Origin of the sequence: Aliiroseovarius salicola (assembly GCF_027891095.1) — a bacterium.
GTDB lineage: Bacteria > Pseudomonadota > Alphaproteobacteria > Rhodobacterales > Rhodobacteraceae > Aliiroseovarius > Aliiroseovarius salicola.
Genome location: NZ_JAQIIO010000006.1, coordinates 16,846 through 40,119, shown reverse-complemented (window position 1 = coordinate 40,119; position 23,274 = coordinate 16,846). Strand labels below are relative to the sequence as shown.

Below are 23,274 nucleotides of genomic sequence, written 5' to 3'. Positions count from 1 at the left end.
CAAGAATTTGCCCGTCGACTCCGCTACGAATTTCCTTTTTGCACATTTTTTAAGCAATTTCCACGGAGAGAAACCGGCCATTGTTTCCTTTCTCAGCACGTCCTAAACATTGGGCATGACCAAAAGCGAAGAACATATTGCAGCGGTGATCGTTGCTGCCGGGCGCGGATCTCGTGCTGGGGGCGGCCTTCCGAAACAGTGGCGCCCATTGGGGGGCGGCATGGTGGCTGAGGCCACTGTGGCCCGGTTTCTAGCGCATCCCCGCATATCCGAAATCGTATTGGTCATTCATCCTGACGACCAAGAGATCGCAAGTGGGATCAATGGAGTGATCCTGACCCATGGCGGGGCAAGCCGGGATGCATCAGTCATGGCCGGGCTTGAGACACTACAATCATCCGCGCAATCTGCCGCGCCGGATTATGTGCTGATCCACGATATCGCCCGTCCACTGCTCTCGGATCGCATCATTGATGATGTGATCGACGCCTTGAGAACCTCTCCCGGAGCCGCCCCGGCGATCCCCGTGACCGACGCCCTGTGGCGTGGGCACGAGGGGGTGGTGACCGGCACCGAGAGCCGCGAGGGGCTTTATCGCGCACAAACCCCACAAGGGTTTCACTACGACAAGATTGTTGCCGCCCACCATGCCCATCCCGGTGGTGCTGCAGATGATGTGGAAGTTGCGCGCAGCTCGGGGCTTGACGTGGCCATCGTACCGGGCGAGGAGCGGAACATGAAAATCACCACGCCCGAGGATTTCGCGCGGGCCGAAAAGCTTCTGAAAGGCTGATTGATGGATATTCGGGTGGGTCAAGGCTATGACGTGCACGCTTTTGAGGCGGGAGATCATGTCATTCTTTGCGGGGTGAGCGTGCCGCATGACAAAAAACTCAAAGGGCATAGCGATGCCGACGTGGGGATGCACGCCCTGACCGATGCGATCTACGGCGCGCTTGCCGATGGCGATATTGGTCAACATTTCCCTCCGTCGGACCCGCAATGGAAAGGGGCCGAGAGCGATATTTTCCTGCGACATGCGGTCAAGCGCGCGTCGGAACGTGGCTACCGGATCTCGAATGTCGATGTAACGCTGATCTGTGAACGTCCGAAAGTTGGCCCGCATGCTGTGGCAATGCGAGAGGCATTGGCGAAGATCATGGGGCTGGAGGTTGCACAGGTCTCGGTCAAGGCCACCACCTCTGAGAAACTCGGCTTTACCGGGCGCGAAGAAGGCATCGCCTCAATGGCTGTTGCCACGCTGATCAAGGACTGACAGATGCAGAAATCCACCGCCAAACTGATTGCCACGTTCTTTTACTCCGGGCTGCTAAAACCTGCCTCTGGCACCTGGGGCACTTTGGCCGCCCTGCCCGTTGGCTGGCTTTTGCATGTGATCGGTGGGCCGATCCTGCTGACCGGTGCAACCATTGTGGCCTACCTGATAGGGTTGAAGGCAACCGAAGCCTACACGGCGGGATCCGACAACCATGACCCATCCGAAGTGGTGATCGACGAAGTGGTTGGCATGTGGATTGCCCTTTTCCCGGTGTCCTTTGGCGCACAGATGATGGGGGCAGATATCTTGCAGCTATATCCCGGCTGGATTGTCGCCTTTCTGGCCTTCCGCTTTTTCGACATCACCAAGTTCGGCCCTATCGGCAAGGCGGATCGGCGCGGAGATGCCACTGGTGTCATGATGGATGATGTCTATGCCGGGATCGCGGCGGCCATAACGGTTGTGATCGCCGCCTATGTCGCCCACGCGTTCTTAATGGGGTAAACCATGTTATCAACCGATCAGACCATCGCTGAACTTCTTGATCTTTGCCGTGCCAAAGGCCTGAAACTTGCGACGGCTGAAAGCTGCACCGGCGGCATGGTTGGCGCATGGATCACCGATATCCCCGGCAGCTCTAACGTGTTTGAACGGGGATTCATCACCTATTCCAATTCCGCCAAACGCGAGTTGATTGGTGTGAGTGCGGCAACGCTCGATCATTACGGCGCCGTCAGTGAAGAGGTTGCGCGTGAAATGGCAGCAGGGGCGCTGGCCCATTCCGAGGCTGATATCGCGGTTTCGGTCACCGGGATCGCCGGGCCAGGTGGGTCTGAGCACAAACCAGAGGGGCGGGTCTGCTTTGGGCTTGCCAGCCCCGTAGGGATTGTTACCGAAACTGTGGAATTTGGCGCGCTGGGCCGCGAAAACGTTCGCAATGCGGCAGCGCGCCATGCCATCTCTCTGTTGATCTCTTCCGCAAAGGCGTTTTAGAGACGCCCGCTTTTGCACCAAGCCTGCGGGCATCGCGCACAAAAAACAGGCAGCGCGCAAATTCTGTATAGGCACGGCGTATATATCTGCGCCTTTTATCCCCATTTTTTCGGATTTCCGCCATTTCCGTAGGCAAATGCGAAATCGGATCGAAGGGGAAAACGATGAACGCCGCCGATACAGCCTGGATTTTAACCGCGACGGCCCTTGTGCTGTTCATGTCCCTTCCGGGGCTTGCACTCTTTTACGGTGGGCTTGTCCGAGCGCGCAACGTGCTGTCGGTCTTTATGCATGTTTATGCGATTGCCTGTTTGATGTCAGTCCTGTGGTTCGTCGCGGGCTACTCGATTGCCTTTGGTGGATCGGATCACGGCGTCTGGGGCGGCTTGGGCAAACTCTTCCTCAACGGCGTGACCATCGACAGCCTGTCCGGCACCCTACCTGAAATCCTTTTCTTTGCGTTCCAGATGACATTTGCCGTGATCACCCCTGCGCTGATCGTTGGGGCCTATGTGGAACGGGTTGGGTTCGGTTTTGTCCTGACCTTCTCAGCACTTTGGATGCTTCTGGTCTATGCGCCCGTTGTGCATTGGATCTGGGGCGGTGGCATGATGTCGGATGGCGGCATTTTTGGCGAAGTTGGCACCAAGGATTTCGCCGGTGGCATCACCGTGCACGAAACCGCAGGGATTGCCGCGCTGATCATCGCTTACGTGCTGGGACCTCGCAAACACCGCACCACGCCACCGCATGCACCGGGTCTGGTGTTCATGGGTGCTGGCATGCTCTGGGTTGGCTGGTTCGGCTTTAACGGCGGGTCGCAACTGGCCGCTGACGGTGGCGCTGCAATGGCAATCACGGTCACCCATATTTCAGCCGCCACGGCCTCACTCACCTGGGCGATCTGGGAGCGGATCAAATACGGCAAGGCCTCGCTTGTGGGTCTTGTAACCGGCACAATTGCGGGTCTCGCCTCGATCACCCCGGCCTCTGGATTTGTTGGCCCTGTGGAAGCCCTGATCATCGGCGCCGTTGCAGGCGTGCTGTGTCAGGAAGGGGTGAACTTCGTGCGCAACAAGATGAAGATCGACGACACGCTGGACGTATTTGCGGTGCATGGTATCGGTGGGATCTTCGGCACGCTGATGATTGCCGCTTTTGGCCACGGGACCTGGATTGCACAGGCTGGTGCGCTGGTGATTGTAGGCGTCTTCACCTTTGTGGTTACACTGGCGCTGGTGAAACTGGTTGCTCTGATCACCCCGCTGCGCGTTGATCTGGAAACCGAAACCAACGGGCTTGACCTCGAGGTTCACGGTGAACGCGCTTACGACTTCACGTCTTAATCGCTTGGAACACTTCGGCCCTTCTATCCTGATTGCGAAGGGTCACCACTGCGCGCATCCGCCACGGTCGACGCGCAGAACTCTGGCGGGGGTCTTGTGACCTCCGCCTTTTTCTTTTTATGCCAGTTCAATTCAGGCCAGTCGCAACAGGCGCGTAAATGCTGAGAGATCAGGGCCGTCCTCCGCCTGAATAGCCGACCAGAGACGGTCCCCCTGCCCGCCCACAAGTGCCTTGGCTTTGGCACGTAATTTGCGGGTCCGCGTGTCAATTGTGATCGGCGTATCCAGATCGTACGCGACCTCTCTGCGACCCTCGATTGTATCCACCATAAGCCGCGCTTCGGTCTCGGACAGTTCTTCGCTGCCAACGACCCGGACCTTACTTGCCAGTTCCACCAACTCTGCATCCTGAGCCACAGCATCGGTGAAACTGTTCAACGCAGCAGTATCGCGGCCTGCGATCACCATTGCCGCCACATGGGCATAAGAGAACTTTACTTCCAGTCCAGATGACGGTGCGGGGATATTACACACCGAGAGCCAGCGCGGATGAGTATAAATTTCAACGCGCACCACCCGGTCAGGCGTGAGCATCAATGGCAAGAGCGCTTCGATCATCGCATGGGTGCCATGACAACAGGCATGAAATTTGTGGCTGATGGTCTCGAATTGCCAAAGAGCCCCAAGCGCTTTAAACGCATCGGCATGGCCTTCACCTGCATGGGTGGGGCCAAACCCCTGCGCACCGGCAAACCCTTCCGGTGCAGACACAAATCCGGCTTTTGCAGCCATTGCCGTTTCGACCCCGGTCTGGGCAGCAAGCCCGGCGTGATAGGGTTTCCCCATGGTTCCAAATTGGCTTTTCAAACCAGCAGCACGGGTTGCGCACAGGCCAAGCGCATATGCGGTTTGTGTTGCATTCAACCGAAGCAACCGCGCTGCTGCGACAGTCGCCCCAAAAGCCCCCGCAGTTGCGGTTTGGTGAAACCCGGTCTGATAGTGAGATCGCCCGAGCCACATGCCCACGCGGATTGAGGCTTCTACCCCGACAAGAGCAGCCTCAAGCAATTCCTGACCTGAACATCCTTCAGCCTCGGCCAATGCGAGCGCGGCCGGGACCACTGCAACGGAAGGATGGCCGATATGGGCGAAATGCGTGTCATCATAGTCAAGCGCGTGGCTGGTTGCCCCGTTGATCAAAGCCGCCTGCCGGGCGGGCAGTCGTGTGGCACTGCCGACCACGCTTGACTGAGCACGCCCCCCATCCGAAAGCCCCATCTCACGGGTTATTCGGGAAACCGGTTCCGCCACCCCGGCTATCGAAACCGCAGCCCAGTCGAGAAGCGACAACCGCATCATTTCAAGCGCGTTTGCGGCATCATCAAGAGGGACATGGGAAAACGCGGTGAGAACCGGCACGGGATCATAGACTGAACCAACATCCTCGTTCGGATCTCTACGTGTTACATCGACGCCAGAAGCATTTTCCATCTCGTTCTCCATCGGGCACTCCCTTGAAAACAACAGGTCTTATGCCCATAAGATCTATAGGCATTCCGGCGCAAGAAAAAGCACGAAGAACGCAGCCGCCCCAATCGATACGAAAAGGTCAACCGACATGATTGATGCAAGTTTCTGGATCACCTCAGCCGCCATTCTGGCGCTGCTGGTCTTGTCTGGCTTTTTCTCCGGGTCGGAAACGGCACTGACTGCGGCGTCACGCGGTAAATTGCGGGCACGTGCGGATAGAGGTGAACGAGGCGCCGAGCGGGCACTGAAGATAACCGAAGACAATGAGCGGCTGATCGGATCGGTTCTCTTGGGTAACAATCTGGTCAATATCCTTGCCACATCGCTGGCAACTGCGTTGTTTACCCGGATGTACGGCGACAGCGGGGTGGCCTTGGCCACTTTGGTCATGACCCTTCTTGTCCTGATTTTCGCGGAAGTGCTTCCCAAAACCTACGCCATCACCCGACCAGAAGCCGCCGCCGGGGCAGCGTCAGCCCCCATTGCTGGCGTGATCTTGATATTTGCCCCGATCGTTGCGGCTGTGCGCGCCATCACCCGCGGCGTGTTGCTGCTGTTTGGCGTTCAGACCGACCCGGACAGCCAGATCCTTGCTGTGCGCGAAGAGATTGCCGGCGCCATCTCATTGGGCCACTCCGAAGGGGCCGTTCAGAAAGAGGACCGTGACCGACTGTTGGGCGCATTGGATCTTGGGGATCGTGCGGTGGAAGAGATCATGCTGCACCGCTCCAAGATCGAAATGATCGACGCTGACGCTCCTGCCATCGAGGTGCTGGAACAGATCCTCGCCTCGCCCCATACCCGCCTGCCTGTCTTTCGGGATGAACAGGAAAACATTATTGGCGTGATCCATGCAAAGGACCTGAGCCGCGCGATGTATCGGTTCCAATCCGATGGGAAATCTCTGGATGACTTCGACGTGATGCAGGTGGCGATGGAACCCTACTTCATCCCCGAAACCACCACGCTGGACGACCAGATGCGGCAATTCCTGCGTCGCCACACGCATTTTGCATTGGTGGTGGATGAGTACGGCTCGCTTGAAGGGTTGATCACGCTGGAAGATATCCTTGAAGAGATCGTGGGCGAGATCACCGACGAATTTGACACCACGGATGAAGACGAAATCACCAGCACGCCGGATGGTCACTATATGATCGACGGTGCGATGACGATCCGCGACCTGAACCGGGCGCGCGACTGGCAATTGCCGGATGAAGAAGCGAACACCATTGCTGGCCTGGTCATTCACGAGGCGCAGATGATCCCAAATGAGGGTCAGGTTTTCAGCTTCCACGGCTTCCGGTTTGAGGTTCTGAAACGAGATGGAAACCGAATTGCCGAGTTGAAAATACGCCCGCTCTGACCCGTTGCCGACCCACTCCTGCACACGTTAAACATATTGGCCAGCTTGATCCCCTCAAGCGCGTTTGGGCATAATGATCTTTTTAAAGCAAGGAGATTTTCATGAAACGTTTAGTACTCATTGCTCTTGGTCTGGCCGCGCTACTTTCTGCATGCTCAGAAGCGAATATGGTGCAAAGGGCTGATACCAGTATGATTAGTTCCGCCTATGTGGTGATCCCACCTAAAATGTAATGTGAACCGTGGTGCATATCATTTGTGACAGGTTCAAATGCCGACTTGGATAGATGAAATTAAGCTGGGCACCCAATCATGGGTGCCCAAAACGGTTTGCACATCTAAACCTAGCAGCAAGAGCTAGTCACTTAGACTTGCACGGCTACCGCCCTTTAAACAGTGATCCAAAAATCCCGCGTACAATGCGACGCCCGGTGGTGCCTTTAAGTTCCTTGATCACCACATTTGCGACCGCTTCCCCAAAGCTTTTCTCAGACGTGCGACGGGGCTTGCGCGAAGTTGAACGGCCCACGCGGGAACCGGAATAACGTCGCCCGGCACGGTATTCGCGTTCGGCGGCGCTTTCGGCTTCTTCCTCGGCGCGTTCCGCCTCTTCTGCCTCTTTCGCGGCCATGTCCGCACGAGCTTTCAACATCTCAAAAGCGCTCTCGCGATCCTTGGCATTTTCATATTTACCAGCGATGGGAGAGGCATTGATCAAGGATTGCCGCGTGGCGTCATCTACCGGTCCCAATTGCGAGCTTGGAGGACGGATCAGCGTGCGTTCGACCACTCCGGGCGCGCCTTTGCGTTCAAGAAAAGACGTGACCGCCTCACCCACTCCCACTTCGCGGATCGCATCCTCCGTCGAAAAGCGGGGATTGTCGCGATAGGTCTCAGAAGCCTGCCGCAGCTCTTTTCGATCCTTTGCGGTAAAGGCGCGTAATGCATGTTGTACGCGGTTGCCCAGCTGGCCCAGGATATCCTCGGGCACATCCGCTGGGTTTTGAGTGCAGAAATAAACCCCCACCCCTTTGGACCGGATCAGCCGTGCCACCTGTTCCACCTTGTCGACCAAAGCCTTGGGCGCGTCGTCAAACAAGAGATGCGCTTCGTCAAAAAAGAACACCAGTTTGGGTTTGTCCGGGTCCCCAACCTCTGGCAGCTCTTCAAAAAGTTCGGAAAGCAGCCACAAAAGGAAAGTGGCATAAAGCCGAGGGGATCCCATCAGCTTGTCGGCCGCCAGGATGGAAATGCGGCCCCGACCGTCGGTATCTGTGCGCAGAATGTCAGACAGTTCCAGGGCGGGTTCCCCAAAGAGCTTGTGACCGCCCTGGTTCTCCAGCACCAGAAGGGAACGCTGGATTGCCCCAACCGATGAGGTGGATACATTACCGTAACGCAGGCTGAGATCCTTGTTGTTTTCGCCGACCCAAACCAGAAGCGCCTGCAGATCCTTGAGATCCAAAAGCGGCAAGCCCTGCTCATCCGCCACCCGGAAGGCGATATTGAGAACCCCTTCCTGCGCATCCGTCAGTTCCAGAAGCCGAGCCAGAAGAAGCGGCCCCATTTCGGTAACCGTGGTGCGAACCGGATGGCCCTGATCTCCGTAAAGATCCCAGAAGGTGACTGGGAAAGCCTCGTATTGATAGTCATCAAAACCGATCTTTTCAGCGCGCGACGTAAAGGCCTCATGCAGCTTGAACTGCTCAGATCCCGACATGGCCAGACCCGAGAGATCCCCTTTCACATCCGACAGAAACACCGGTACACCCTGAGCGGCAAAGCTTTCCGCCATGATCTGTAAAGTGACGGTTTTGCCGGTGCCTGTTGCGCCGGCCACCAAACCATGCCGGTTGGCATATTTCAGCAAAAGCCCTTGTTTTTCGCTGTAACTGTCGCCACCACCGCCGATAAAAATACTGTCGCTCATAATACTGACCCGCCCCATGTTGCAGCTGGATGTTCGAATTCCGTTCTCACCGACAATACAAAATTAACCAATCCATGCCAGAGTGAAATCATTCCCGCGGGCATCTCGCCCGGGAATGACTTCCTCCCTGTCAGACTGCCGCGCCCACGGGCGCGGCTTTTTTCTGATCCAGATCAATTCCGCCCTTGACCCCTGCGACCTTCTGACATACCGTCCTCCTCAATAAGCCGGTCAGTCCGGCAGGGAGAGAATTGGAAAGGGATCCGCGAAAGCCGGGTCCTTTTCTTTTTTGTGTTCAGATAGTTAACACTTTCATCCTTTTGCGGATCAGGCATCGGAAATTCAAGAAAACAAGCGGAATTCCCCTTTGTTTTCCTTTTCCACCTGACAGTCGATACCCCTCGTGATAAGCCGAAGGTTGAATATAAACTCATAGGTTGGAACTCAAAAAATGATGAAGGCTGAGCTGATTAAATCTCTCTCAATTGCAGCGATTCTTTCCCTTGGCGCTCCGGCATTTGCCCAGGACAGCACCGAACCCGCAGACACCCAGACAGAAGCGGCAGAAGCTGCGCCGACTGGCCCAGATATGGGCACTGAAGTGTCTGAAGAGACCTTGCAGCCAGGGCAGACCTATGTCGCGGAAAAAATTGGTGACTGGGATCTGAAATGCATCAGCAATCCAAATGGGGACGACCCCTGCCAGATTTATCAATTGCTGAAAGACACAGACGGCAATTCCGTCGCTGAGGTTTCTTTGGGCAAGCTGCCCGCCGGAAATCAGGCGGTTTCAGGCGCCACCGTCGTTGTTCCACTGGAAACCCTGCTGACCCAACAGCTGACAATCGGCGTCGATGGTGGCCAGACCCGCCGCTACCCGTTCCGCTTTTGCTCACAACCTGGTTGCGTGGCGAATATCGGTTTCACCGCAGAGGAAATCGCCTCGTTCAAAAAAGGTGCCAAAGCAACCGTGACCATTGTTCCAGCTGCGGCGCCGACCCAGAAGGTCAATCTGGACATGTCCCTGACCGGGTTCACCGCGGCTTATGACAAGTTGGTTGAGCCGAAGCTCCCGCAGCAATAAGCTAAGGCAGACCTGAACACATAAAAAACGCCGCTCAATCGAGCGGCGTTTTTTCGTAAATAATCCCAGGTGGGCTATGGGGCTGCTCGAAGTGCAAGAACAGCATTCAATCCGCCAAAGGCAAACGCATTGGACAAGACCGCATCCACCCGAGCCTCGCGCGCCTCGTTTGGCACCACATCAAGCGCGCATTCCGGATCGGGTTCTTGATAGCCGATGGTCGGCGCAATCACGCCGTCTCGCAGCGCCATGATACAGGCCAGAAGCTCAACCGCCCCGGTGCCACCGATAAGGTGCCCGTGCATGGATTTGGTGGACGAGATCATCAGGTCATCTGCATGATGGCCAAACGCATCCGCCACGGCTGCACATTCCGTCTTGTCATTCGCGGCAGTCCCCGTTCCATGAGCATTGATGTAGCACACGTCTTCAGGGTTCAACTTGGCATCCAGCAACGCCCCCTTTATGGCCCGAGCGGCCCCTTGCTTGGAAGGCATCACGATATCCGCCGCGTCGGATGACATGGCGAACCCCGCAACCTCGGCTATGATTTCAGCCCCACGCGCCTTGGCGTGTTCATATTCCTCGAACACAAAAACCGCAGCGCCCTCGCCCTGCACCATTCCATTGCGGTTGGCAGAAAACGGGCGGCAGGCGTCTTTTGACATGACGCGCAGCCCTTCCCAGGCTTTGATCCCGCCAAAGCACAACATCGCTTCAGATCCGCCCGTGACCATGACATCCGCCATGCCGGATCGGATCATCTGCATCGCCTGCCCCATCGCGTGATTGGAACTGGCACAAGCTGTCGCCACGGTGAAACTCGGCCCCTTGAGGTTCCATTCCATTGACACATGGCTGGCGGCAGCATTGTTCATCAGCTTGGGCACCACAAATGGATGCACCCGGTTTTTGCCATCCTCGTAGACGGACCGGTAATTTTCATCGAGCGTGTTCATACCCCCGCCAGAAGTGCCCAGAACCACGCCAGATCGCGTGGCCATCTCCCCCGAAAAGGAGAGGCCGGATTGGGTCAGTGCTTCTTCAGCGGCCAGCATGGTGAACTGGGTGAACCGGTCATACAGCGAAATTTTCTGCCGGTTGAAATGCGCCTCGGGGTCATACCCTTTGATCTGACCGCCAATACGAATGGACAGGCGTTCCACATCCTGAAACTCGAGGTTGGAGATCCCGCAGCGCCCTTCGCGCATGGCCTCAAGTGTTTCTGCGACATTGCGGCCAAGAGCGTTGATTGAGCCCTGACCAGTGATCACCACGCGACGCATGATCAGGCAGCCTGTGTCGCGATCAGACCTTCAACCGCTTTAATGATGGCCGCAACTGAGGAAATATCGAACTCACTGTCGCTGGGATCGTTCGCATTGAACGGCACCGAGATATCAAAGGCTTCTTCAATGGCGAAAATGCTTTCGACCAGCCCGAGGCTGTCAATTCCCAGATCTTCAAGCGTCTGGTCGGGGGTCACATCCCCGGGTTCGAGCACGGCTTGCTCGGCGATAATGGCGATCACGCGGTCCTTGATCGTGTCAGACATGTCACTTCCTGTCCTTGTCACCGTTTCCGGTTTAGATGTAGGCGATGGCGGCCCGTCCCTCAAGAGCAGGCCACCCGTTCGTCACCCCTTATCCGTGAGCTTTGAAACAGTTTTTTGAAGGTCACGCAGGGTTTGCGCAAGGCGCGGAAGGCGGCGCAGTTCACGCCGGATCGCCATTTCCGTTTCGATCTTGACGGCAGGGCTGCCCAATACCGCGCGCCCTGCAGGCACATTGGTATAGATATTGGTGCCGCCCCCGGCGATCACGTCATCGCCAATGAAAATGTTGTCGCTGACTCCGACTTTGCCACCCAGAACCACGCGGTTGCCAACCTTGGCCGATCCAGACACCCCTACATTACCGCACATCATCACGTGTTCGCCGACAATGGCGTTGTGCCCCACCTGAACCTGACAATCGATCTTGGTTCCCGATCCGATTTTCGTCGCGCGGATGGTGCCCCGGTCGATGGTCGACGTGGCCCCCACTTCGACATCATCACCAATTTCAACGCCGCCCAGAGAATGAACGCGCGCCCAATGGGCACTGCCTTCCACGGCACCCGCGTCATCCCCGTCCGCCATGTCACCGCGCATCTTTTCAACAGCGCTTTCTTTGTCGAGTGTGACAAAAGAAAAACCGTCCCCGCCAATCACCGCATTGGATTGCAGGGTAAACCGATCCCCGATGGTGCACCCATGGGCGATGCGCGCGCCCGGATGCAGGGTTACATCGTCGCCGATCTGGGTCCCGTAACCAATGGACACATGCGCACCGATCGTCGCATTTGCGCCGATTTTTACACCAGCTCCGATCACAACCAGCGGGGCGATTTTTGCGCCTTCACCGATTTCTGCACTGGGATCAATCACCGCGGAGGGGTGAACGCCCGGGGCGACCCCCATGCCAGGATCCAATGCCTTGGTGATCAATGGCATCGCGGTCTTACCTCGTTTCAGACAGACCGCACCTTCAAGACCAAGGCTTTCCCAATCCGCCCCATCCCACAACAAGGCAACCCGCGCCTGTCCGTCTTTAATCCCTTCGGCGTATTTTGGATCCATCGCCAATGCGATCTGATCCGGGCCTGCATCAGTAGGTTCAGCCGCACCGGACAAAACAATATCCCCGCGCCCGAGAACTTCGGTCCCAAGAGCTGAGGCTATATCGGCAAGAGTGAATTGCATCTGTGTCTCCTTGTCGAATGCACGGCCCGGATGTCGGGCAGCCTACGGGGCAAAGAGGTGTTGTGGACACTCTCCTGCCCCGGCATCGCTTTTACAAGGATTTAGCTGCCTACGGCGCGAAGCGCCACCCCGGCTTTGCTTAATGCGGCCCATATCTTCGCGTCACGTCCATAAACGTCACGGCGATAATTGGCGCGCCCTTTGGCCGGAACAAAGGCGGTGCGATAGACGAGGTGAACCGGAACATGGGTTTTCAGATTAATCTGAGTCTCGCGCCTGGTTTTCAGGGCAGCGTGGAAGGTGCCCTTTGGGTCTGACGTCTGTTTTGCCAGCAGAGCATAGGCGAAGTCGAATGGGTCACTCAGACGAATGCAGCCATGGCTGAATGCCCGCACCTCGCGTGCAAACAAGGACTTGGAGGGTGTGTCATGAAGATAAATGTTGTGCCGGTTCGGAAACATGAACTTCACCAACCCAAGCGCATTCTTGTTCGACGGAGGCTGTTTGATGGCGAAAGGAAATGTCTTTGCCGTGAACTGCGTGAAATCAACGGCCCCGCGATTGACGGTCTGACCGCGGCGGTCGATCAGTTTCAGGTGGCTGACCGCGTTTGGATTTTTCTTCAGCATCGGCAGATATTCTTTGGTGGCAATCGAACGGGGCACGTTCCAGGTCGGATTCACCACCATGAATTCCATCACATCGGAAAACTCCGGGCTGCGTCGATCATGGGTGTTCTTGCCAACGACCGAACGGGTCTGGAATGTGACTTTGCCACCATCGATGATCTGAGCGGTGAAATCGGTCAGGTTGACCCAAATATGTCGCTTGCCACGGTCGATGTTCATCCAACGCTCGCGCTCCATCGCCACCAGGATCGAGGACAGACGTTTCTGCATCGAGGTGTTGATCTCGTTCATCGTGCCTTTTCCGACCACCCCATCGGGGGAAAGACCATGGGAAAGCTGGAACTGTTGAACCGCTTTCTGGATCGTCGCGTCATAAGTCTGTGTAGATGACCGCTTTAGATAGCCCATAGCTTTCAGACGATTGCGCAGCGCAACGACGGCCGGCCCGGACTGGCCAGGTTTCAGTGACTTTGCAGGAACCGCAGCGCCCCAGCCGCCTTTGGCGAGCTGCTTTTCAAGCCGCAGTTTTTCTTTCATCAAACGCTGATATTCCGGCGTTTTCGGCGGCAGCGCCTTCAGGAAACGCGATGGGCTCGACTTTGCGAACGCAGCCAGCAATTTGGCCCGGTCCCGCAATGGCACCTGACGCACAATCCCGCTGTCGACACGTGAAGGCGCCAGCACTCCGGTCTGAACGTCGCGCGCATATTCGAGAAAGAGCTTGGACATCTGCACTTCGAGCTTGCCCAGATCGCGAACGCTTTTCACCGAGCGCAAGTTGGTCTTCAGCACGTCTGCATTATAGCTCGTTACAGGAAGACCATGATCCCCGGCCTTTGAAAGTGCTGAAAGCAACGCTTTGCGTCGCGACCTGTCCTTTGACGCTTTACCGGTCCAGATCGCTTTATATCCATTTGCCTTGTAGAACGACGCAATGGATTTGTCGCGCGCTGCAGCTTCGGCGATCGCCTGTGCAAAGGCTGATGGAGCTGTCTGAGCGGTCGCTGAATGAGAGCCCGCAAAAATGGACAACGCAAGGCCCAGGGCCCAAACAAAAGACAGGCGCATCAATATCGCACCTTGTGGTCGAAGCATACTCGTCTTCATCTTAATCCCATGTATTACAATGTTCAGTAGACCAATAAATACTCGTTGATCGTGACGGGCCTGTCCATTCACAAAAGCGAAAACTGAATTGCATTTGATCCATCCCAAATGGAATTGCCCAGTTTTGGCGCGTTTGTGTCACGGTTAACCAGTTTTTTATCGTTTTCAGCAAAATTCTGCCTATTTGCCTTGAAATGGTCAAACGGCAAAAAACAGCGCTTGGTTTGCGATTCGAGTTGTGCCATAAAACAGGCGCACCAGGGGGAAAATGGTAGCAACATGGTTCGCGCGGCGTTTCGGCAGAAAAGCGTAAGCGCGGAGGACAGGCAAGCGACGGGACACGCTAGGACTATGACGGACGAGCTTTCGAGCAATCAAAGCAATTCTACCCTTATGACACGCCGCGGGCTTCTCGGAGCATTCGCGGCGACAGCTGTTTCATCCGCTCCGATGTATGCCAATGCTGCTGGATTTCTACGTGGCGGAGGTGATGTACGTCGCATCGCAATGTACTCTGGTCGCACCGGTGAATCGATCAACATGATTTACTGGATCGAGGGCAAATACATCAAAGAAGCCCTGAAAGAAATCAACTACTTCATGCGCGACTGGCGTGTGGATCAGGCGATCAAGATCGACACCCGCACCATCGACATCATGGCCGCCGCCCATGGCCTGATGGATGTACGTGAACCTTACATGATGCTGTCGGGCTATCGCTCGCCACAAACCAACTCCATGCTCCGCCGCAAGTCGCGTGGTGTTGCCAAGAACTCGCTTCACATGAAAGGCCAGGCCGCTGACCTGCGCCTGAAATCGCGTAGCGTGCATCAGATATTCAAGGCTGCCGCCGCCTGTCGCGGGGGGGGCGTTGGCAAGTATTCCGGGTCAAACTTCGTGCATATGGATTGCGGCACCGTTCGGACCTGGGGTCGGTAAGCCGCCCTCTGCTCAGACCCTGACAATCGGAAAGGCTCCCAATCTGGCGAGCCTTTTTTGTTGCCATACCACCAAATTCACCACATCCAAATCCCTGCCATTGCTCTTGTCCAGAGGATCAGGCAATGTCGCGCAAATTCAAGCTCTTCGCTTCACTAAAAGAGATACAGATGAAACCATTCCTGATTTTGCAGCTTCGCCCGGAAACCGATGCATCAGACGATGAGTTTCAGGCGATCCTTACCAAAGGTGGGTTAACTCGAGACGAGGTGCACCGGATCAGGCTGGATCAGGATAATTTGCCAGAAAATCTGGATCTGGGCGCCTATTCCGGAGTGATTGTCGGTGGTGGACCGGGGTGTGTATCTGACGCACCGGAAGCAAAAAAACCAATCGAAACCAAGATTGAAACAGAGTGTCTGTCGCTCATGCCGGAAATCACCGCGAGAGACATGCCATTTCTGGGCTGCTGCTACGGGATTGGGATCCTGGGCCACCATCTGAAACCGGGTTCGATCTCTAAGGAGAAGTTTGGGGAACCGGTGCAAGCGACTCCTTGCACGCTCACCCCAGAAGGTAAATCAGATCCTCTTCTCATGGGTTTACCAGGCGAATTTGAAGCATTTGTCGGCCATAAGGAAGCGATGCAGCACTTGCCGGAAGGGTGCGTCCATCTTGTATCGTCAGAGACCTGCCCTTTTCAGATGATCCGTTATGGGCAGAACGTTTATGCTACCCAGTTTCATCCGGAAGCGGACGCCCACGGATTTGAAACCCGGATCGGTATTTATAAACACCACGGCTATTTCCCACCAGAAGAAGCCCAATCCTTAATCGACATGTGCCACGCGGCCAATGTTGTTGTTCCGGAAAAGATCCTGTCGGCATTTGTGCAGCGATATCGGCAATAACCTCGCATCCGAATTTCATGTTGATCGGAAAGAGTTCGATCTACTTTCAAAAAGTTTCGAAAAGTGCTGTCGTCGCTTTGCGGGTGGTCGGCCCCATCACTACAGCGCATAGTCTTGAAATCACATTCGGTTTCAGGAGCTTTCATGAGCAATACATATTATGCCCCGCAAGGTGGTCATCCAGACCAGACCCAGCTTCTGACGGATCGCGCAGTCTTCACCGAGGCCTATGCCGTTCTTCCAAAAGGGACAATGCGCGACATCGTAACCTCGTTCCTCCCGTTTTGGGATCACGCGCGCTTTTGGGTGATCGCCCGTCCGATGACAGGCTTTGCCGAAACGTTCTCGCATTATATCGCCGAGGTATCCTCGGGCGGCGGAAGCACCCGCCCTGAACTGGACCCCGAAGCCGAGGCGGTGATTTTTGTGGTTGAAGGTGGCATCCAGCTGACCATTGAGGGCATAACTCATGACATGGAAGAAGGCGGATATGCCTATTTGCCCGCTGGCTGTGACTGGAGCCTGAAGAACACCGGTGAGGTTGCCGCGCGGTTCCACTGGATCCGCAAAGCTTATGATGCGGTCGACGGCCTCCCTGCCCCTGAGGCGTTTGTGATCAATGAACGTGACATCGAACCCACCTGGATGCCCGGAACCAATGAACATTGGGGCACCACACGTTTTGTGGAGCAGGATGACCTGCGCCACGACATGCATGTCACCATCGTGACGTTCAAACCCGGTGGCGTAATCCCGTTTCTGGAAACCCATGTGATGGAACACGGGCTTTACGTTCTAGAAGGCAAAGCCGCCTATCGCCTCAATCAGGATTGGGTTGAGGTCGAGGCCGGGGATTATATGTGGCTGCGCGCCTTCTGCCCGCAGGCCTGTTACGCCGGGGGGCCTGGTCCCTTCAGGTACTTGCTTTACAAGGATGTGAACCGCCACATGCCTTTGCGGGTTGGCGGCAACCGCTGATCCTTACGCGGGGGCGGGCACTGTCCCGCCAATCGCTTCTGTCAAATGCTGTGCAGCCTTGATCACATCAAGGCTGACCCTGTCGGTTTCCTCAAGGCTTACACGACTGGTCGGACCGGAGACTGAAATCCCGGCAACGGCCTCTCCGTTCAGATCGAAAACCGGTGCCGCGATGCACCGCATCCCGGTATTTTTCTCTTCATTGTCAATTGAATAACCGCGTGCCTTGATCTCTTCCAGATCCCGTTGCAACGCCTCTGCTGTGGTGATCGTCTGATCCGTGAACGCCTCGAACGACGCCTCGTTCAGAACCCGGTCCAACCGGTCGCCATCCATGTAGGCCAACAGCGCCTTGCCGATCCCCGAAGAATGCATTGGTGACAGGCTGCCGGGTGGGAAAAAGGCGCGGATATTCGCGTGGGTTTCGACCTGGCTCAGGAACAGGACCGATCCCTCTTTTTCGATGCCGAGATTGGCAGTTTCACCGGTCGCTTCCATCAGTCTGCGCATGATCGGTCTTGCGCGATCAACAAGGCTGGTGCGGCGGAGAAATCGTGCACCAATCACAAAGGCCCGGGCACCGATGAACCAAACTTGCTCAGTGCGATCAAATTCCACCAGTCCGCGCGTCTCAAGCGTGACGAGGATGCGATAAACCGTGGCAGGAGACTGCCCCATTTCGTCCGCAATCACCGACAAGGGCTTGCCCTGCTCTTCACTCAGATACTCAAACACCTCCATCGCACGATCCAGCGATTTGATCGTGTTCTGTGCGGTTTTGTCGTGCCAATCGCGTGGCCGTCCGCGGGCTTTTCGGGGGCTTTCAGCACCACTTTCTTGATTATCCATAAAAACTCTCCGTTTTTATATGAAAAGTAAATTCACAATATGAAAAATATAACTAGCTGACAAGGTTCACATTTTTCCTCAACAGTAAAAATGAAAAACAATTTCAAAAAAATATCCCGCCCTCCATTCGATCCCTAAAGTGAAGAGAACGACCGAAGGAGACCCCCATGAGTTTTCAAAACCCCGTTTTCATTCCGGGCCCGACCAATATCCCCGAAAGCCTACGTAAGGCTTCGGACATGCCGACCATCGACCACCGTTCACCGCTGTTTGGTCAGATCCTACATCCTGCGCGCGAGGGCGTGAAGAAGGTCCTGAAAAGCGACACGGCCGAGGTTTTCATCTTTCCGTCAAGCGGAACCGGCGGCTGGGAAACCGCGCTGACCAACATGCTGTCGGCTGGTGACAAGATCCTGGCAGCCCGCAACGGCATGTTCTCACATCGCTGGATCGACATGTGCCAGCGTCACGGGTTGGATGTTCAAATCGTTGAAACCCCTTGGGGGGATGGCCTGCCAGCGGATCGCTACGAAGAGATCCTGATCGCTGACAAGGGCCATGAGATCAAAGCAGTTCTGGCCACCCACAATGAAACCGCTACCGGTGTAAAATCGGATATCGCCGCCGTGCGTCGCGCACTGGATGCGGCTGGCCACCCGGCCCTTCTGTTTGTCGATGGTGTGAGCTCAATCGCCTCGATGGATTTCCGCATGGATGAATGGGGAGTGGATGTTGCCGTGACCGGCTCGCAGAAAGGTTTCATGCTGACCGCGGGTCTGGCCATCGTCGGCTTCAGCCCGAAGGCGATGGACGCCACTAAAACCGGCACCCTGCCACGCACCTTCTTTGACGTGCATGACATGGCGAAAGGCTATGCCAACAACGCCTATCCCTACACCCCTGCCGTGGGTTTGATGAACGGCCTCAATGAAGCCTGCAAGATGCTCTTGGATGAAGGTCTGGAGAACGTCTTTGCCCGCCACACCCGCATTGCAGAAGGCGTGCGCTCTGCTGTTGGTGCCTGGGGTCTGGAGCTTTGCGCCACCTCGCCGGACGTCTATTCCGATACGGTCAGCGCCATTCGCACCCCGGAAGGCTTCAACGCCACGGACATCGTAACCCATGCGGCTGACAAATATGGGGTGGCCTTTGGTGTGGGTCTTGGTGAGGTCGCTGGCAAGGTGTTCCGCATCGGCCATCTGGGCAGCCTGACCGACGTGATGGCCCTGTCGGGCATCGCAACCGCCGAGATGTGCATGGTCGATCTGGGCCTTGATATCAAGCTGGGCTCAGGTGTCGCCGCCGCACAGGAATACTATCGCGGGCATACCGTTGCCGCCCAAAAAGCGGCTGCATAATGAAGGATTTGCCAATGTATATCCCCACCTTTGAGGACATGCTGGCGGCCCATGAGCGCATCCAGCCTTATATTCGCCGCACCCCGGTTCGGACCTCGGATTACCTCAATGAGCTGACCGGCGCAGAGCTGTTCTTCAAATGCGAAAACTTTCAGGAGCCGGGGGCCTTCAAGGTCCGCGGCGCCTCCAATGCGGTGTTTGGTCTGGATGACGATCAGGCGTCCAAGGGTGTGGCAACGCACTCATCCGGCAACCACGCGTCCTGCCTGAGTTACGCGGCCATGAAACGCGGTATTCCTTGCAACGTGGTCATGCCGCGCACCGCGCCGCAAGCCAAGAAAGACACGGTGCGCCGCTATGGTGGGAAGATCACCGAATGTGAGCCTTCGACCACCTCGCGCGAGGAAACTTTTGCCAAGGTGCAGGCGGAAACCGGTGGCGATTTCGTGCACCCCTATAATGACCATCGCGTGATTGCCGGTCAGGGTACTTGCGCACGCGAGTTCATCGAACAGACCGATGGTCTGGACGCGGTTGTCGCGCCAATCGGTGGCGGCGGGATGATCTCCGGCACCTGCCTGACCCTGTCGAACCTCGCACCGGAAACGCAAGTGATTGCGGCGGAACCGGAGCAAGCCGACGACGCCTATCGCAGTTTCAAGGCCGGTTACATCATTGCCGATGATGCGCCGAAAACCATCGCTGACGGGCTGCTGGTGCCGCTGAAGGATCTGACCTGGCATTTCGTCTCGAACCATGTGAGCGAGATCTACACCGCGTCCGATCCGGAAATCATCGACGCGATGAAACTGATCTGGAAGCACCTGCGCGTTGTCATGGAACCGTCAAGCGCCGTGCCTCTCGCCACCATCCTGAAAAACCCTGACGCGTTCAAAGGCAAACGCGTGGGCATCATCATCACCGGCGGCAATGTCGATCTCGACCGCCTGCCCTGGACCCTGTGAAGGATTAGATACATGAACGCTGTGACAAATATTAATGACCTCGTGGTTGGCTTCGACGTCCCTGCCCTGCCCGGCATGGATGAGGCGGATATCCAGACCCCTGCACTGGTGCTGGATCTGGATGCGCTGGAACGCAATATCAAAAAGATGGGCGACTACGCCAAGGCGCATGGGATGCGTCACCGGGTACATGGCAAGATGCACAAATCGGTGGATGTGGCCAAGTTGCAGGAAGAGCTGGGCGGCGCGGTTGGTGTCTGCTGTCAGAAAGTCTCGGAAGCCGAAGTCTTTGTGCGTGGCGGCATCAAGGATGTACTGGTGTCAAACCAGGTGCGCGACCCGCTGAAAGTTGACCGTCTGGCGCAGCTGCCGAAATTGGGCAGCCGCATCATCGTGTGTGTCGATGATCTGGACAATGTGGCTGACCTGTCGGCCGCCGCCCAGAAACACGGCACCGAGCTGGAAACCTTCATCGAAATCGACTGCGGCGCAGGCCGTTGCGGTGTGAATTCGACTGAAGCCGTGATCGAGATTGCTAAGGCTATCGAAGCTGCTGACAACCTGAAATTCTCCGGCATTCAGGCCTATCAGGGTGCGATGCAGCACCTCGACACCTATGAGGCGCGTAAAGAAAAACTCGATATCGCGATTGCCATGGTGAAAGACGCCGTTGACGGGCTTAAGGCCGAGGGCATCGAGTGCGAGCTCGTGTCGGGCGGCGGCACCGGGTCCTACTACTTCGAGTCAAACTCGGGTGTGTATAACGAGCTGCAATGCGGATCCTACGCCTTCATGGATGCCGATTACGGCCGGATCCTCGACAAGGACGGCAAGCGGATCGATCAGGGCGAATGGGAAAACGCGTTCTTCATTCTGACCTCGGTGATGAGTCACACAAAAGCTGACAAGGCCATCTGTGATGCGGGCCTGAAAGCCCAGTCGATCGATAGCGGCCTGCCCTTCGTCTATGGCCGCGATGACGTGGAATATATCAAATGCTCCGATGAGCATGGTGTGATTTCCGATCCGAACGGCGCACTGAAAGTGAATGACAAGCTGCGTCTCGTACCGGGACACTGTGACCCGACCGCAAATGTGCATGACTGGTATGTCGGCGTGCGCGACGGCAAAGTTGAAACCCTCTGGCCCGTCTCAGCCCGCGGCAAAGCCTTTTAAACCTCGATGTTTGGTCCAGTGGTGGGCCAGGCGTCCCTGAACTGGGTGGGGCTACAGCAGGGCTCCACCCGCTTTTTCAAAGGACACTGACATGTATATCGTTCCGGAACGAGAGATTGCCGGTCTCATGACCCGCGACGCCGCCTTTGACGCGGTGGAAAAAGTGTTTGCCGCCATGGCGTCGGGAGATGCTTACAATTTCCCAGTGGTGCGCGAGGCCATCGGCCACGAAGACGCGCTGTATGGCTTTAAGGGCGGGTTTGATCGCGCGGGGCTGACGCTGGGCCTCAAGGCTGGGGGGTATTGGCCGAACAACCTTGAGAAGCGCGGGATCATCAATCACCAATCCACCGTATTCCTGTTTGACCCGGATACCGGCAAAGCCAAGGCGATGGTTGGCGGCAACCTGCTGACCGCGCTGCGCACTGCTGCGGCCTCTTCCGTGTCAATCAAGCACCTCGCCCGCGAAGATGCCAAAGTGATCGGCATGATCGGCGCTGGCCATCAGGCCACGTTCCAACTGCGCGCCGCATTGGAGCAGCGCCAGTTCGAAAAGGTTCTCGGCTGGAACCTACACCCCGAAATGCTGCCCAATCTGGAAAAAGTCGCCGCTGAGGCCGGTCTGCCGTTTGAAGCGGTGGAACTGGATGGCATGGTTGAAGCGGATGTAATCATCTCTATCACCTCATCTTTCGACGCCATTCTGGGGGCGGGTCAGGTCAGCCCCGGCACGCATATCGCCTGCATGGGCACCGACACCAAAGGCAAACAGGAGGTCGATCCGCAGCTTCTCGTAAAGGCCGATGTCTTTACCGACGAGGTGGCGCAATCCATTTCCATCGGCGAAGCCCAACACGCGGTGGGTCAGGGGCTGATCCAGGAGGATGACGTGGCGCAGTTGGGCGCGGTGATCAATGGCACCAATCCGGGCCGGACATCGGACAATCAGATCACGCTTTTCGACGGCACCGGAGTGGGGCTACAGGATCTTGCAGTGGCTGCTTCGGTGGTTGATCTGGCAATTCAGCAAGGTATCGCCATTGAGGTCGATTTCTGACAACACATGCAAAGCGATAAGATGACGCCCGCCCCAAAAGGCGGGCGTTTCACGTTGTAAGGGCGAGTGTTTCATTCAGCATCGAAAGCCCCCGGCGCGCAATGAAATCCACCAACAACCGGATCTTTGGATCCTGCAATTTCTTGTGTGGATAGAGGCAGCCGAACATAGACGGCATCGGGCGGGCATCGGGCAGGATCTCGATCAACCGCCCAGACCGCAAATGCTCTGACACTTCAAACAGAGGTTTGTTGACCACACCACGCCCATCCAGTGCCCAGTTTAAGAGCACATCACTGTCATCGGCATCATACTTCCCGGACACTTCGAACTTTCGAAACCCGGCTTCGGTGTTGAGCGTCCAGTAGTATTCCGGCGACCTGGGGTAACGAAGCAGCAGGCAATTGTGCCCGCGCAAAAGCTCATCGGGATGGCGGGGCGTCCCCGCCCGCTCCAGATAGTCAGGTGCAGCACACAGCACACGTTCGCAATCGGCGATCTTGCGCAGTTTCAGGCTGCTGTCATGCGGAGTTCCGACAAAAAACGCCACATCCAAACCATCTGCCAGAAGGTCCACTTTGCGGTCCGACATACGCATCCGTACGTCAATATCCGGGTGCTGTTCGACAAAGTCCGGCACCAAAGGGGCGATGATCCGCCGCCCTGCCGCCATCGGAGCTGTGACGCGAATGGTGCCGCGCGGTGCGTCTGAATAATGCGCCACCACGGTCTCTGCCACGTCAACCGCATCCAGAATGCGCAGGGCTTCTACATAGAACTCTTTGCCCACTTCGGTGGGTGTGAGCGAACGTGTGGTGCGATTGAAGAGCCGCACACCGAGATGTTTTTCCAGCTCCTTGATCCGTTTGCTCGCCACCGCAGGCGTCAGACGCAGGTCGCGCCCACCGGATGTGATGCTGCCCAGCTCCACCACCCGGCAAAAGACGCGCAGACTTTCCATATAGGCCATTGAGCTTCCTCATCTTCTTCGCAGTACCCGGTTTAGCACGCACATCATTATAGGCATTATCAACG

23 protein-coding genes are annotated in these 23,274 nt (G+C 56.5%); 15 read left to right on the top strand and 8 right to left on the bottom strand.

Features of this window, described 5'->3' with window-relative positions:
* Positions 1 to 115: 115 nt before the first annotated feature.
* From ispD to O2N63_RS11890, 5 genes are all read left to right on the top strand, one after another.
* A complete protein-coding gene (gene ispD / locus O2N63_RS11910; protein ID WP_271054499.1) occupies positions 116 to 793 on the top strand; it encodes a 2-C-methyl-D-erythritol 4-phosphate cytidylyltransferase in 678 nt (225 codons plus the stop codon).
* A 3-nt stretch (positions 794 to 796) separates the two neighbouring features.
* A complete protein-coding gene (ispF, locus tag O2N63_RS11905; RefSeq protein WP_271054498.1) occupies positions 797 to 1,276 on the top strand; it encodes a 2-C-methyl-D-erythritol 2,4-cyclodiphosphate synthase in 480 nt (159 codons plus the stop codon).
* A 3-nt stretch (positions 1,277 to 1,279) separates the two neighbouring features.
* Positions 1,280 to 1,783, top strand: coding sequence for a phosphatidylglycerophosphatase A family protein (locus O2N63_RS11900; RefSeq protein WP_271054497.1), 504 nt, complete (start codon positions 1,280 to 1,282; stop codon positions 1,781 to 1,783).
* Between the two features lie 3 nt (positions 1,784 to 1,786).
* Entirely contained in the window at positions 1,787 to 2,272 is a 486-nt protein-coding gene (locus O2N63_RS11895) for a CinA family protein (RefSeq protein ID WP_271054496.1), read from the top strand.
* Positions 2,273 to 2,436: 164 nt separating this feature from the next.
* On the top strand, positions 2,437 to 3,618 hold the full coding sequence (locus tag O2N63_RS11890; RefSeq protein ID WP_271054495.1) for an ammonium transporter: 1,182 nt from the start codon (positions 2,437 to 2,439) through the stop codon (positions 3,616 to 3,618).
* A gap of 132 nt (positions 3,619 to 3,750) precedes the next feature.
* Here the strand turns inward: O2N63_RS11890 and O2N63_RS11885 are convergent, their stop codons facing one another.
* Positions 3,751 to 5,121 carry an MmgE/PrpD family protein gene (locus O2N63_RS11885; RefSeq protein ID WP_271054494.1) on the bottom strand — a complete coding sequence of 457 codons (1,371 nt, stop codon included), beginning with the start codon at positions 5,119 to 5,121 and terminating at the stop codon, positions 3,751 to 3,753.
* A 115-nt stretch (positions 5,122 to 5,236) separates the two neighbouring features.
* Between O2N63_RS11885 and O2N63_RS11880 the strand changes: the two genes are divergently transcribed.
* Positions 5,237 to 6,514 (top strand): HlyC/CorC family transporter, encoded by a 1,278-nt coding sequence (locus O2N63_RS11880; RefSeq protein WP_271054493.1) that lies wholly within the window; start codon positions 5,237 to 5,239, stop codon positions 6,512 to 6,514.
* A 101-nt stretch (positions 6,515 to 6,615) separates the two neighbouring features.
* A complete protein-coding gene (locus O2N63_RS11875) occupies positions 6,616 to 6,747 on the top strand; it encodes a lipoprotein (protein ID WP_271054492.1) in 132 nt (43 codons plus the stop codon).
* Between the two features lie 145 nt (positions 6,748 to 6,892).
* On the opposite strand, the gene O2N63_RS11870 is transcribed toward O2N63_RS11875, so the two are convergent.
* A complete protein-coding gene (locus O2N63_RS11870) occupies positions 6,893 to 8,443 on the bottom strand; it encodes a helicase HerA-like domain-containing protein (RefSeq protein WP_271054491.1) in 1,551 nt (516 codons plus the stop codon).
* A 451-nt stretch (positions 8,444 to 8,894) separates the two neighbouring features.
* On the opposite strand from O2N63_RS11870, the gene O2N63_RS11865 reads away from it, so the two are divergent.
* On the top strand, positions 8,895 to 9,527 hold the full coding sequence (locus tag O2N63_RS11865) for an invasion associated locus B family protein (protein ID WP_408629815.1): 633 nt from the start codon (positions 8,895 to 8,897) through the stop codon (positions 9,525 to 9,527).
* Between the two features lie 74 nt (positions 9,528 to 9,601).
* Here O2N63_RS11865 and O2N63_RS11860 read toward each other — a convergent pair whose 3' ends face one another.
* From O2N63_RS11860 to O2N63_RS11845, 4 genes are all read right to left on the bottom strand, one after another.
* Entirely contained in the window at positions 9,602 to 10,813 is a 1,212-nt protein-coding gene (locus O2N63_RS11860; RefSeq protein ID WP_271054490.1) for a beta-ketoacyl-[acyl-carrier-protein] synthase family protein, read from the bottom strand.
* 2 nt (positions 10,814 to 10,815) lie between these two features.
* Entirely contained in the window at positions 10,816 to 11,082 is a 267-nt protein-coding gene (locus O2N63_RS11855) for an acyl carrier protein (protein WP_271054489.1), read from the bottom strand.
* Between the two features lie 81 nt (positions 11,083 to 11,163).
* Entirely contained in the window at positions 11,164 to 12,270 is a 1,107-nt protein-coding gene (locus O2N63_RS11850) for a UDP-3-O-(3-hydroxymyristoyl)glucosamine N-acyltransferase (RefSeq protein WP_271054488.1), read from the bottom strand.
* Positions 12,271 to 12,371: 101 nt separating this feature from the next.
* On the bottom strand, positions 12,372 to 13,994 hold the full coding sequence (locus O2N63_RS11845; protein ID WP_271054487.1) for a L,D-transpeptidase family protein: 1,623 nt from the start codon (positions 13,992 to 13,994) through the stop codon (positions 12,372 to 12,374).
* 405 nt (positions 13,995 to 14,399) lie between these two features.
* Here O2N63_RS11845 and O2N63_RS11840 point away from each other — a divergent pair, with 405 nt between their 5' ends.
* From O2N63_RS11840 to O2N63_RS11830, 3 genes are all read left to right on the top strand, one after another.
* On the top strand, positions 14,400 to 14,945 hold the full coding sequence (locus O2N63_RS11840) for a YcbK family protein (protein ID WP_271054486.1): 546 nt from the start codon (positions 14,400 to 14,402) through the stop codon (positions 14,943 to 14,945).
* Between the two features lie 170 nt (positions 14,946 to 15,115).
* Positions 15,116 to 15,856 carry a glutamine amidotransferase gene (locus O2N63_RS11835; protein WP_271054485.1) on the top strand — a complete coding sequence of 247 codons (741 nt, stop codon included), beginning with the start codon at positions 15,116 to 15,118 and terminating at the stop codon, positions 15,854 to 15,856.
* A 144-nt stretch (positions 15,857 to 16,000) separates the two neighbouring features.
* Positions 16,001 to 16,834 carry a bifunctional allantoicase/(S)-ureidoglycine aminohydrolase gene (locus O2N63_RS11830; protein WP_271054484.1) on the top strand — a complete coding sequence of 278 codons (834 nt, stop codon included), beginning with the start codon at positions 16,001 to 16,003 and terminating at the stop codon, positions 16,832 to 16,834.
* A gap of 3 nt (positions 16,835 to 16,837) precedes the next feature.
* Here the strand turns inward: O2N63_RS11830 and bhcR are convergent, their stop codons facing one another.
* On the bottom strand, positions 16,838 to 17,683 hold the full coding sequence (gene bhcR / locus O2N63_RS11825; protein WP_271054483.1) for an HTH-type transcriptional regulator BhcR: 846 nt from the start codon (positions 17,681 to 17,683) through the stop codon (positions 16,838 to 16,840).
* Positions 17,684 to 17,850: 167 nt separating this feature from the next.
* Here bhcR and bhcA point away from each other — a divergent pair, with 167 nt between their 5' ends.
* The 4 genes from bhcA (at position 17,851) to bhcD (ending at position 22,239) form a co-directional block, all read left to right on the top strand.
* Positions 17,851 to 19,041 carry an L-aspartate--glyoxylate aminotransferase BhcA gene (gene bhcA, locus O2N63_RS11820; RefSeq protein ID WP_271054482.1) on the top strand — a complete coding sequence of 397 codons (1,191 nt, stop codon included), beginning with the start codon at positions 17,851 to 17,853 and terminating at the stop codon, positions 19,039 to 19,041.
* Positions 19,041 to 20,006, top strand: a complete 966-nt coding sequence (bhcB, locus tag O2N63_RS11815) for a beta-hydroxyaspartate dehydratase BhcB (RefSeq protein WP_271054481.1) — start codon at positions 19,041 to 19,043, stop codon at positions 20,004 to 20,006. Before bhcA ends, bhcB begins: the two co-directional genes overlap by 1 nt.
* A 12-nt stretch (positions 20,007 to 20,018) precedes the next feature.
* Positions 20,019 to 21,182, top strand: a complete 1,164-nt coding sequence (gene bhcC, locus O2N63_RS11810) for a 3-hydroxy-D-aspartate aldolase BhcC (protein ID WP_271054480.1) — start codon at positions 20,019 to 20,021, stop codon at positions 21,180 to 21,182.
* A 91-nt stretch (positions 21,183 to 21,273) separates the two neighbouring features.
* Positions 21,274 to 22,239 carry an iminosuccinate reductase BhcD gene (bhcD, locus tag O2N63_RS11805; RefSeq protein WP_271054479.1) on the top strand — a complete coding sequence of 322 codons (966 nt, stop codon included), beginning with the start codon at positions 21,274 to 21,276 and terminating at the stop codon, positions 22,237 to 22,239.
* A gap of 49 nt (positions 22,240 to 22,288) precedes the next feature.
* Here bhcD and O2N63_RS11800 read toward each other — a convergent pair whose 3' ends face one another.
* Complete coding sequence (locus O2N63_RS11800; RefSeq protein ID WP_271054478.1) at positions 22,289 to 23,209, bottom strand: LysR family transcriptional regulator; 921 nt, start codon at positions 23,207 to 23,209, stop codon at positions 22,289 to 22,291.
* Positions 23,210 to 23,274: the final 65 nt, after the last annotated feature.

Bases quoted from the DNA above. Each gene is read 5' to 3' on its own strand.
- ispD (WP_271054499.1), top strand. From the start codon at position 116: ATGACCAAAAGCGAAGAACATATTGCAGCGGTGATCGTTGCTGCCGGG.
- ispF (WP_271054498.1), top strand. From the start codon at position 797: ATGGATATTCGGGTGGGTCAAGGCTATGACGTGCACGCTTTTGAGGCG.
- O2N63_RS11900 (WP_271054497.1), top strand. From the start codon at position 1,280: ATGCAGAAATCCACCGCCAAACTGATTGCCACGTTCTTTTACTCCGGG.
- O2N63_RS11895 (WP_271054496.1), top strand. From the start codon at position 1,787: ATGTTATCAACCGATCAGACCATCGCTGAACTTCTTGATCTTTGCCGT.
- O2N63_RS11890 (WP_271054495.1), top strand. From the start codon at position 2,437: ATGAACGCCGCCGATACAGCCTGGATTTTAACCGCGACGGCCCTTGTG.
- O2N63_RS11885 (WP_271054494.1), bottom strand. From the start codon at position 5,121: ATGGAGAACGAGATGGAAAATGCTTCTGGCGTCGATGTAACACGTAGA.
- O2N63_RS11880 (WP_271054493.1), top strand. From the start codon at position 5,237: ATGATTGATGCAAGTTTCTGGATCACCTCAGCCGCCATTCTGGCGCTG.
- O2N63_RS11875 (WP_271054492.1), top strand. From the start codon at position 6,616: ATGAAACGTTTAGTACTCATTGCTCTTGGTCTGGCCGCGCTACTTTCT.
- O2N63_RS11870 (WP_271054491.1), bottom strand. From the start codon at position 8,443: ATGAGCGACAGTATTTTTATCGGCGGTGGTGGCGACAGTTACAGCGAA.
- O2N63_RS11865 (WP_408629815.1), top strand. From the start codon at position 8,895: ATGATGAAGGCTGAGCTGATTAAATCTCTCTCAATTGCAGCGATTCTT.
- O2N63_RS11860 (WP_271054490.1), bottom strand. From the start codon at position 10,813: ATGCGTCGCGTGGTGATCACTGGTCAGGGCTCAATCAACGCTCTTGGC.
- O2N63_RS11855 (WP_271054489.1), bottom strand. From the start codon at position 11,082: ATGTCTGACACGATCAAGGACCGCGTGATCGCCATTATCGCCGAGCAA.
- O2N63_RS11850 (WP_271054488.1), bottom strand. From the start codon at position 12,270: ATGCAATTCACTCTTGCCGATATAGCCTCAGCTCTTGGGACCGAAGTT.
- O2N63_RS11845 (WP_271054487.1), bottom strand. From the start codon at position 13,994: ATGCTTCGACCACAAGGTGCGATATTGATGCGCCTGTCTTTTGTTTGG.
- O2N63_RS11840 (WP_271054486.1), top strand. From the start codon at position 14,400: ATGACACGCCGCGGGCTTCTCGGAGCATTCGCGGCGACAGCTGTTTCA.
- O2N63_RS11835 (WP_271054485.1), top strand. From the start codon at position 15,116: ATGAAACCATTCCTGATTTTGCAGCTTCGCCCGGAAACCGATGCATCA.
- O2N63_RS11830 (WP_271054484.1), top strand. From the start codon at position 16,001: ATGAGCAATACATATTATGCCCCGCAAGGTGGTCATCCAGACCAGACC.
- bhcR (WP_271054483.1), bottom strand. From the start codon at position 17,683: ATGGATAATCAAGAAAGTGGTGCTGAAAGCCCCCGAAAAGCCCGCGGA.
- bhcA (WP_271054482.1), top strand. From the start codon at position 17,851: ATGAGTTTTCAAAACCCCGTTTTCATTCCGGGCCCGACCAATATCCCC.
- bhcB (WP_271054481.1), top strand. From the start codon at position 19,041: ATGAAGGATTTGCCAATGTATATCCCCACCTTTGAGGACATGCTGGCG.
- bhcC (WP_271054480.1), top strand. From the start codon at position 20,019: ATGAACGCTGTGACAAATATTAATGACCTCGTGGTTGGCTTCGACGTC.
- bhcD (WP_271054479.1), top strand. From the start codon at position 21,274: ATGTATATCGTTCCGGAACGAGAGATTGCCGGTCTCATGACCCGCGAC.
- O2N63_RS11800 (WP_271054478.1), bottom strand. From the start codon at position 23,209: ATGGCCTATATGGAAAGTCTGCGCGTCTTTTGCCGGGTGGTGGAGCTG.